The 7,973-nt window shown below is 75.5% G+C and carries 7 protein-coding genes; 3 read left to right on the top strand and 4 right to left on the bottom strand.

Annotation, left to right across the window (positions count from 1 at the left end):
- The first annotated feature begins 198 nt into the window (after nt 1-198).
- Genes HUN59_RS05510 through HUN59_RS05500 form a run of 3 tightly spaced genes read left to right on the top strand, consistent with a single transcriptional unit; the run spans nt 199 to nt 2,977 of the window.
- Nucleotides 199-1,440, top strand: coding sequence for an FAD-binding oxidoreductase (locus HUN59_RS05510; RefSeq protein WP_174777782.1), 1,242 nt, complete (start codon nt 199-201; stop codon nt 1,438-1,440).
- Nucleotides 1,437-2,342 carry a creatininase family protein gene (locus HUN59_RS05505; protein WP_174777781.1) on the top strand — a complete coding sequence of 302 codons (906 nt, stop codon included), beginning with the start codon at nt 1,437-1,439 and terminating at the stop codon, nt 2,340-2,342. The genes HUN59_RS05510 and HUN59_RS05505 overlap by 4 nt, the downstream gene beginning before the upstream one ends.
- Nucleotides 2,339-2,977 carry a pyridoxamine 5'-phosphate oxidase family protein gene (locus HUN59_RS05500; RefSeq protein ID WP_217483623.1) on the top strand — a complete coding sequence of 213 codons (639 nt, stop codon included), beginning with the start codon at nt 2,339-2,341 and terminating at the stop codon, nt 2,975-2,977. The genes HUN59_RS05505 and HUN59_RS05500 overlap by 4 nt, the downstream gene beginning before the upstream one ends.
- 6 nt (nt 2,978-2,983) lie before the next feature.
- Here the strand turns inward: HUN59_RS05500 and HUN59_RS05495 are convergent, their stop codons facing one another.
- From HUN59_RS05495 to HUN59_RS05480, 4 genes are read right to left on the bottom strand one after another with little or no spacing between them, the layout of a single operon-like run.
- Nucleotides 2,984-4,609, bottom strand: a complete 1,626-nt coding sequence (locus tag HUN59_RS05495; RefSeq protein ID WP_174777773.1) for a PucR family transcriptional regulator — start codon at nt 4,607-4,609, stop codon at nt 2,984-2,986.
- Nucleotides 4,606-5,682 carry a DUF917 domain-containing protein gene (locus tag HUN59_RS05490; RefSeq protein ID WP_174777772.1) on the bottom strand — a complete coding sequence of 359 codons (1,077 nt, stop codon included), beginning with the start codon at nt 5,680-5,682 and terminating at the stop codon, nt 4,606-4,608. The genes HUN59_RS05495 and HUN59_RS05490 overlap by 4 nt, the downstream gene beginning before the upstream one ends.
- A gap of 28 nt (nt 5,683-5,710) precedes the next feature.
- Nucleotides 5,711-6,826, bottom strand: coding sequence for a DUF917 domain-containing protein (locus tag HUN59_RS05485; RefSeq protein ID WP_174777771.1), 1,116 nt, complete (start codon nt 6,824-6,826; stop codon nt 5,711-5,713).
- Nucleotides 6,823-7,914, bottom strand: a complete 1,092-nt coding sequence (locus HUN59_RS05480; protein WP_174777780.1) for a DUF917 domain-containing protein — start codon at nt 7,912-7,914, stop codon at nt 6,823-6,825. Before HUN59_RS05480 ends, HUN59_RS05485 begins: the two co-directional genes overlap by 4 nt.
- Nucleotides 7,915-7,973 lie beyond the last annotated feature (59 nt).

Genomic DNA, 7,973 nt, shown 5'->3' with positions numbered 1-7,973 from the left:
CTCGGTCGAGTACAGCTCGGTGGCCTTGGCGTCCGACTGCTTGACGGCGGCGCTGACCGCGTCGACCGTCGACGCGATCGCCTGCACGCGCTGCTTCGCCTGCGTCGACTGGGTCTTCGACTTCGTCAGGTCGCCGCCCTTGGCCTTCGCGTCGACCGCGAGCGCACCCGCGCCCGCGCCTCCGTCGACGAGGCGACCATGAGCCCCATCCTCAGCGCGCAGCTGCCCCTCGGCCTCGCCGACCTCGTCGCCTACCCCGCGTCGGCCGACGACGTCGCGGCCACCCTGCGCGCCGCCGTCCGGCACGGCGTCCCCGTCACCACGCGGGGGAAGGGCACCGGCAACTACGGCCAGGGCATCCCGCTGCACGGCGGACTCGTGCTCGACACCTCGCGGGCGCGCGCCGTCGTCGAGGTCGGCGAGGGCTGGGTCACGGCCGAGGCCGGCGCCTCGATGGTCGCGCTCGAGCAGGCCGCCGCCGCCACCGGCCAGCAGCTCTGGATGTACCCGTCCACCGCGCAGTCCACGATCGGCGGGTTCCTGTCCGGCGGGTCCGGGGGCACCGGGTCCATCGCGCACGGGTCCAACTGGCAGGGCTTCGTCACGGCGCTCGACGTGGCGCTGCCCGGCGCCGACGGACTGCTGCACGTCGAGGGCGACGAGGCGCAGCCGTTCGTGCACACCTACGGCACCGCGGGGATCATCGCCCGCGCCACCGTCCGGCTCGAACCGCTGCAGGAGTGGCGCGCCGTGTACGCGTCGTTCCCGACGTTCGAGGAGGCCCTCGTCGCCGTGCGGACGCTCCGCGGGCTCGACCCCGTGCCCCGGCTCGTCAGCGCCGATCGCGCCGAGGTCGCCGCGACGCTGCCCTCGGACGCCGCGATCCCGGACGACCGGGCCAGTCTGCGGGCGATCGTCGACGACGCCGTGCTCGACGAGGCACGGGCGCTGATCGAGCAGGCCGGCGGGAGCGTGCTGGACGTCCGCGAGGGCCTGCAGCAGACCACCAAGGTGTCGATGCTGTCCTACAACCACCCGATCTGGTGGCTCAAGCGGAACACCCCGGACACCGAGTGGTTCCACGTCGAGGTCGGCGGCGAGGCCCTGATCGACCGGATCGCCGAGGTCGAGGCCGTGTACCCGGGCGGGATGCTGCACATCGAGGCGGCGCACGTCGGCCCGATCGGGATGCTCACCGCGCCGTACACCGGGGCCGAGGACGTCTACGCCGGGTACCCGCTGCTCCGCGACCTGGGGGTCCGGGTGCACAGTCCGCACCAGTACTACGTCGACCACGGCGTCGAGGAGCTCGTGGCGCTCAAGCAGCGCACCGACCCCGAGGGGCTGCTCAACCCGGGGCACGTGATCGACCCGTCGCTCGTGGTCAGCGGTGGCTCGACGGCGTCGGCGCAGCCGGTCGTCCCGGGGTTCGGCAAGTGACCGCCGGCTCGCGGCTGCTCGCCGAGCTGTCCGGCCCGGCGGTGGCCGCGGGGCTCGGTCCCGACTCGATCGTCGTGCAGCCGACCGGTGCCGTCGAGCACCACGGCCCGCACCTGCCGCTCGTCACCGACTTCCTGCTCGCCGACCGGATCGGGGGCGCCGCCGTCGAACGGGCCGCCGCCGAGGGCCTGGACGTCTGGCAGCTCCCCACCATCGCGTTCACGAAGTCCGACGAGCACAGCTGGGCGCCGGGGACCGTGTGGCTCGACGAGTCGACGATGTTCGACACCGCGGTCCAGGTCGGACGGGCGGTCGCGCTGATGGGCGCCGGCTCGCTCGTGTTCGCGAACGGACACGGCGGGAACGTCGCGCTCCTGCAGGTCGCGCTGCGGGAGATCCGGAAGCGCTACGGACTGAAGACGTTCCTCATGCCGACGCTCGCGCGGGTCCCCGGCCCCTCGGGCGAGGACGCCGACGAGCGCGGCCTCGGGATCCACGGCGGTGCGGCCGAGACGTCGATGATCCTGCACCTGCGGCCGGACCTCGTCGACATGTCGCTCGCCGAACGGTGGGTGCCCGACCACCTGGCCGAGTTCGAGCGGATCCGGTTCAACGGCGGGCCGGTGTCGTTCGGCTGGCTGTCGAACGACTTCGGGACGCCCGGGGTCGTCGGCGACGCGAGCCGGGCCACGGCGGCGTACGGGCAGGCGCTGTGGGACGTGTCGCTCGACGAGGCGGTGGCGTCGCTGCACGAGATCGCGCGCTTCGACCCGGCGGTGGCGCGGCCGGCGGCGGGCGCCGGCGCCGTCGCAGGTGGTGCCGGCGCGGGTGGTGCCGCCGGGGTCGGAGGTGCCGCCGGGGTCGGTGGTCCCGCCGTTCCCGCTGTGGTGGCGGTGTCGTGACCGTGCTGCCGGGGCAGGCGGCGGCCGCGACCGACGACGCCGCTGGCCCGGCCGACCCGGCCGCCCCGGTCGACCCGCTCGTCCTGGCGGCGGCCTGGCTGCCGTCCGCGCAGGACGGCCCGGGTCCGACGATGACGCTGTCGACGGTCGGGCTCGACGGCTACCCCGACGCCCGGACCGTGCTGCTGTCACGGTTCGACGGGGAGCGCCTGCACTTCCACACCGACGCGAGGAGCCGGAAGGCCGCCGAGCTCGCCGCGCTCCCCCGTGCGGCGGTGACCCTCGTCTGGCCGGAGGCAGCCCGGCAGCTCGTCGTCGTCGGCGACGTCGCACCCGTGACGGACGCCGAGGCCCGTGCCGCCTACGCCGCCCGCACGCGGTACCTGCAGGTGCTCGCGTGGGTGAACGACCGCGAGGCCGCGGAGCGTGACCCCGAGCACCGGCGACGGGTCTGGGCGGACTTCACGGCATCGCGCGGTGGTGCTGCGCTCGATCCGCCGTCGACGTGGGCCGGGTACGCGCTGACCCCGCATCGGATGGTGTTCTGGCGCGGTGCGATCGACGCCGCGAGCCACCGGACGGCCTACGAGCGGGGCCCGGACGGCTCGTGGTCGCAGGAGTCCTGGCCGGGCTGACCGGCGCTACGCCCCGCCGAGCGCCCGCGTCGCCAGGTGCAGCGCGAGCCGGGTCTCCGGGTCGCCGAGGTCGACGCCGAGCAGCCGCTGCACCCGGTCGATCCGGTCCGCCACGGTGTTCCGGTGCACCCCGAGCACGGCCGCGGTCTCGGCGACGGACGACTCCGCGTCGAGGTACGCCGCCAGGGTCGAGCGGAGCGCTCCCCCGCCGCGCTCGAGCGGGGCGAGGAGCTGCTCGGCCGCCGGCAGGAACGTGTCGGTCTGCGTCCACGCGAGCAGCAACTGCGCCAGCCCCAGGCGGTCGACGTGCACGAACCATCCCGACTCGGGCCGGGCGGCGGCCAGGCGGACGGCGTCGCCGGCCTCGCCGAGGGTCCGGACGAGTCCGGCGGGCCCGGCGTGCACGCTCCCGACGCCGGCGTTCGTGTCGACGGCCGAGCGCAGCGCGTTCTGGGCGGACCGGACGGACGCGGCGAGGGCGGCCACGGCGGCCCGGTCCGGCTCGTGCGGCACGGAGCACCAGAGCGCCCAGCCGTCGGTCTGCTCGACCACGACGACGTCCAGGCCCTCGCCGTCGAAGGCCATCTCGACCTCGCGGCGCAGGGCGACGGCGTCGACGGGTCCGCGGGCGACCAGCCGGATGCCGACGTGCCACGCGTCGAGCTGCCACCCCGCGGCGATGGTGCGCTGCACGAGCGGCGGCGCGGGTGCCCCGTCGGCCGTGCGGAGGTCGTCGAGCATCGCCATCCGGTAGCGGGCGTCGCGTTCGTCGTCGAGCCGGGTGAGCACGAGGCGGTGCCCGGCCGCGACCGCCGCGACCCGCAGCGCCGTGGCGAGCGTGGCCCGCTCGGCGCGGAGCGGCGCGGTCAGCCCGACGGCCAGCCAGGCGCGCGGCCCGATGCCGGTCGGCACCGGCACGGCGACGACCGTCTCGGCAGCGCCGCCCGACGAGCCAGCACCACCGGACGACGCAGCGCCGCCCGACGACGCAGCGTCGCCCGACGAGCCAGCACCGCCGGACGAGGCGCCGTCGCCGGGGTCCGTCGCCCACACCGGCTCGCTCGTGCCGACCGTCCGGGCGAGCAGCGCGGCCGTCGACGGCGCGACCCCTGCCCCGCGGAGTGGTCGACCGGAGGCGTCGAGGAACCGCACCGGGTGCCCGAGGTCCGCCTCGAGCCGGGTGAACAGGTCCTCGAGCTCGGGGCCGGCGTCGAGCCCGGCGCGCGCGGCGACGACCGCGGCCCGTGCGGCCGGGGCGTCGCCGGTGCCGATCAGCTCGTGCACCCGCACCGACGTCGTCCACGGGTCGGGCGTCGCGAGCACCCCGACCCCGAGCCGGTCGGCGAGCGCCGCGGTCCCCGGCCCGGGCAGCGGGGTGTCCTCGGCCACGGCGACGACGAGGACCGCGACCCGGGCGGACGCGGCACGACGGAGCAGCACGTCGAACCGGGCGTCGAAGCGGGCCACGGGGGTGAGCAGCACGACCGCGTCGTCCTGCGGGGTGAGTGTCCGGCCGACCTGCTCCGGCGTGCCGACGACCCCGCGGACCGCGGCGACGGTGCCGGTCACCGGTCCGACGAGCACCTCGGTACCGGGCGGCAGCAGCGGCAGGAACTCCGCGACGGGGATCACGCGACGACCTCCGGCACGGGGTCGGCGTCGATGCCGAACGCCCGCGGCGACACCCGTTCCGTCCGGCGCGGGTCCGCCCACCACCACGGGGCCCCCGGGAGCACGAGCACGGCGAGCTCGTCGCCGACGCGGGCGCGGTCGGTCGCCACGGGCCGCAGGGACCGTGCGTCGACGACGACGATGCAGCTCGGGGTGGCCGCGACCGGCTCACCGTCGACCAGGCAGTGCACCCACTCGCTCCCGGCCTCGACCCGGACGACGGCCCCCGACCCGAGGTCCTGCAGTGCCATCGACCCGTGCACGAAGGCCACGGCGTCGCCCCCGCGCTGCACGTCGAGCACCCGACCGTGGGCGACCAGCCGACCACCGACCGCGGCCGCGAGCGCGCCGACGTCGCGCGCCCCGGCAGCGGCCCGTCCGGCACGGAGCGCGCGGCTGACACTGCCCAGGACGGCGCGGTCCGCGAGCGTCCCGGCGTCGACGGGGCCGATCGCGAACGCCGCCCACCCGCCGCTGTGCGACACCGCCTCGCGCCACACCGTCTCGAGGTCGCTCGGGTCGGGGGCGTCGACGACGATGCGGAGCCCGCTCGACGTGACGGCGGCCGCGGTGACCGGGACCGGGTCGACGAACAGGGACAGCTGGTCGATCCGTGGCGTCGCCCGACCGACCAGGTCGGCGTCGACGAGCGGCAGCCCGGCCGCCACGGCCGTCAGCGCGGCCGCGGGTCCGGTGACCCCGCCGATCTGCGCCGCGACGACGGCGTCCGCCCGCCGACCGGTCCAGCGCTCGACGGCCGCGAGCGCGTCCGTCAGCTCACGACCGCTCGGGGTCTTCTCCTCGAGCACGGTCGTGGACCCGATCAGCCCGACCGCCACCACCGACCCGAAGGCGCCGTCCAGCGGCACGACGGGCACCGCGGCCGCGCCGAGCGCGGTCCGCAGCGCGTGCAGCATGTGGTCGACCTGACCGCCACCACCGCACCCGAGCAGCGCGGTGCCGCGTCCGAGGTCGTCGACGTCGACGGCCTGGAGGCTCGTCACGGCTCCGTCACGCTGCTCGCCCTGGTGCACACCGTCGATCCTCGCGCATCGGCGCGGCTCAGCGCGCCCCCACCGGCACCCGTTCGTGCAGGTCCTCGACGGGCACGAAGGCGTCGTCGAGCCCGAAGCACGAGGGCCCGAACACGGCGAGTGCCTCCGGGGTGCGCATGAGGTCGGGCGTCGAGACCCCGACCACCCGGACGCGCTGCCCGTACCGGAGCCGCTCCGTGGTGATCGGTTCGGCGGTCTCCGCGTCGAGGACGCAGATCAGGTCCGGCACGACGGCGACGAGCCGGCCGTCGCGTCGCGCCACGAGGTTCTCGTTCTGGAAGGCGATCTCGAGCTCGGATCCGTCGGCGCCCTGCACGGTCGCGCGGCCCTTCGCGAACCCGTCCACCGTGCGGCGCTCGACGTCGACGACCTTGCCGTCGAACAGCTCGCGCAGGTGCGTGTAGATCGTCCGCGAGAACGCCTCGGCGAGGCCCTCGACGGGGTCGCGGTGCTCCTCGCGGGCGACCCGCACGGCACGACCGACGGCGAGCGCGAGGGACAACGTGCGCGGCACCGCGGTCTCGCGGACCTGGCGTCCGGTCATGGCGTACTCGGCGATGTACGCGACGCCGCCGAGCCGGATCGTGACGCCGCGGGCGAGCCACTCCATCTGGCGGTTGTCGTGCCCGGTGTCGATGACGACGCCGTGGCCGTTCTCGTCGCTGATCGCGAGCGGCGACCCGGGGACGCCGTACACCGAGAACGTCTCCATCTGCAGCTCCGGGAACGCGCGGCCCATGCCGTCCGCGTCGACCACCGGCAGTCCCCCGGTGGCCCCCACGAGGAGCGGGATCATCGAGTTGATGCCGCCGCACTCGATGGGCATGGTCGCGCTCGCGGTGCGGCCGAGGTGCTGCTCGAGCCGCCGGAGGGCACCGAGCGGCTCCGGGCCCGACGGGAGTCGTTCGAGCACGACGGTCGGGGCACCCATCTGCGCCGTCGGGATGACGAGGGCGTCGTCGGGGACCTCGTCGGGGTCGAGGATCGTGACGGGGCCGTGCTCCGTGATCGCCGCGCGGACGAGCAGCATCCCCACCGTCGGGTCGCCGCCGCCGCCGGTGCCCAGGATCGCCGCGCCCCGGGCCAGGTCGGGCAGGTCGTCGACGTCGATCGTCCAGCTCATGCGTGCTCTCCCTCGCTGACGGTGCCGTCGTGGCGGACCGCCGGGGTGTCGTAGCCGAAGTACCTCGGGCCGGCGAGCGCGAGGCCCGCCGGGGTGTGCCAGCGCGGGTCGGCCGGCGCGGTGACGATCCGGACGCGCGCGCCGAACCGCAGGCCCTCGGTGGTGATCGGTTCGCCGGTGTCGGCGTCCAGGGTGACGATGAGGTCCGGTGCTGTGGTGCGCACCGACCCGGCCACCTCGACCAGCAGGTGCTCGTTCTGGAACCGGAGCAGTGCCTCCCGGCCGGTGTCGCTGCCCGACCCGGTCAGGTGGGCGGTCCCGCGGGCGAACCCCGTGACGGTCTTCCGCTCGACGTCCGTGACCTTGCCGGTGAAGACGACCCGACCACCCAGGACCGACGCGACCGCGTCGACGGGGTCCTCGTTCGCGGCGCGCGCGTCGACCAGTGCCTCCCCGAGCCGGACGCACAGCGACAGGCTGCCGCGGACGTACGAGTCGCGGACCTGTGCACCGCTCATGGCGTAGTTCGCGGTGATCGCGGAGCAGCCCATCTCGACGGTCGCGGTGCGGGCGAGCCGCTCCGCCCACCGGTTGTCGACGGTGTCGAACACGACCGAGTTGCCCTTCTCGTCCGCGAGCGCCATCGGCGTCGCACGGACCCCGGCGAGCGTCGGCAGGACCATCTGGACCTCCGGGAAGGCGCGGCCCATCGCGTCGCCGTCGACGAGCGGCAGGCCGAGCTCGGCCGCCGCGACGATCGGACTCGTCGAGTTGACCCCGCCGACCTCGATGCACGCGATGTGCGTCGGCGTGACCCCGAGGTGCGCGGCCAGGCTGCGGACCGCCTCGGCGAACTGCCCTGCGGACGGGGTCTTCTCGACCATCACGGTCGGCGCGCCGATCATCGCGACGTTGAGAACGACGGCGTCGTCGGGCAGGTCCTCGACCTGCACCACCGGCACCGGGCCGTGCGCGCGGACGGCGGCCTCGGCGAGCAGCCGGCCGATGTACGGGTCGCCGCCGCCGCCGGTGCCGAGGATCGCGGCGCCCCGGGCGAGCGCGACCATGCCCATCGAGTGCGGCGGCATCAACTCGATGATCCCGCTCCTCGTGGGGGCCCTGTCTCTTATACACATCTCCGAGCCCA

It is taken from the genome of Curtobacterium sp. Csp2 (genome assembly GCF_013347165.1).
The sequence above is the reverse complement of the archived record's forward strand: the minus strand, read 5'-3'. Positions and strand labels throughout refer to the sequence as shown.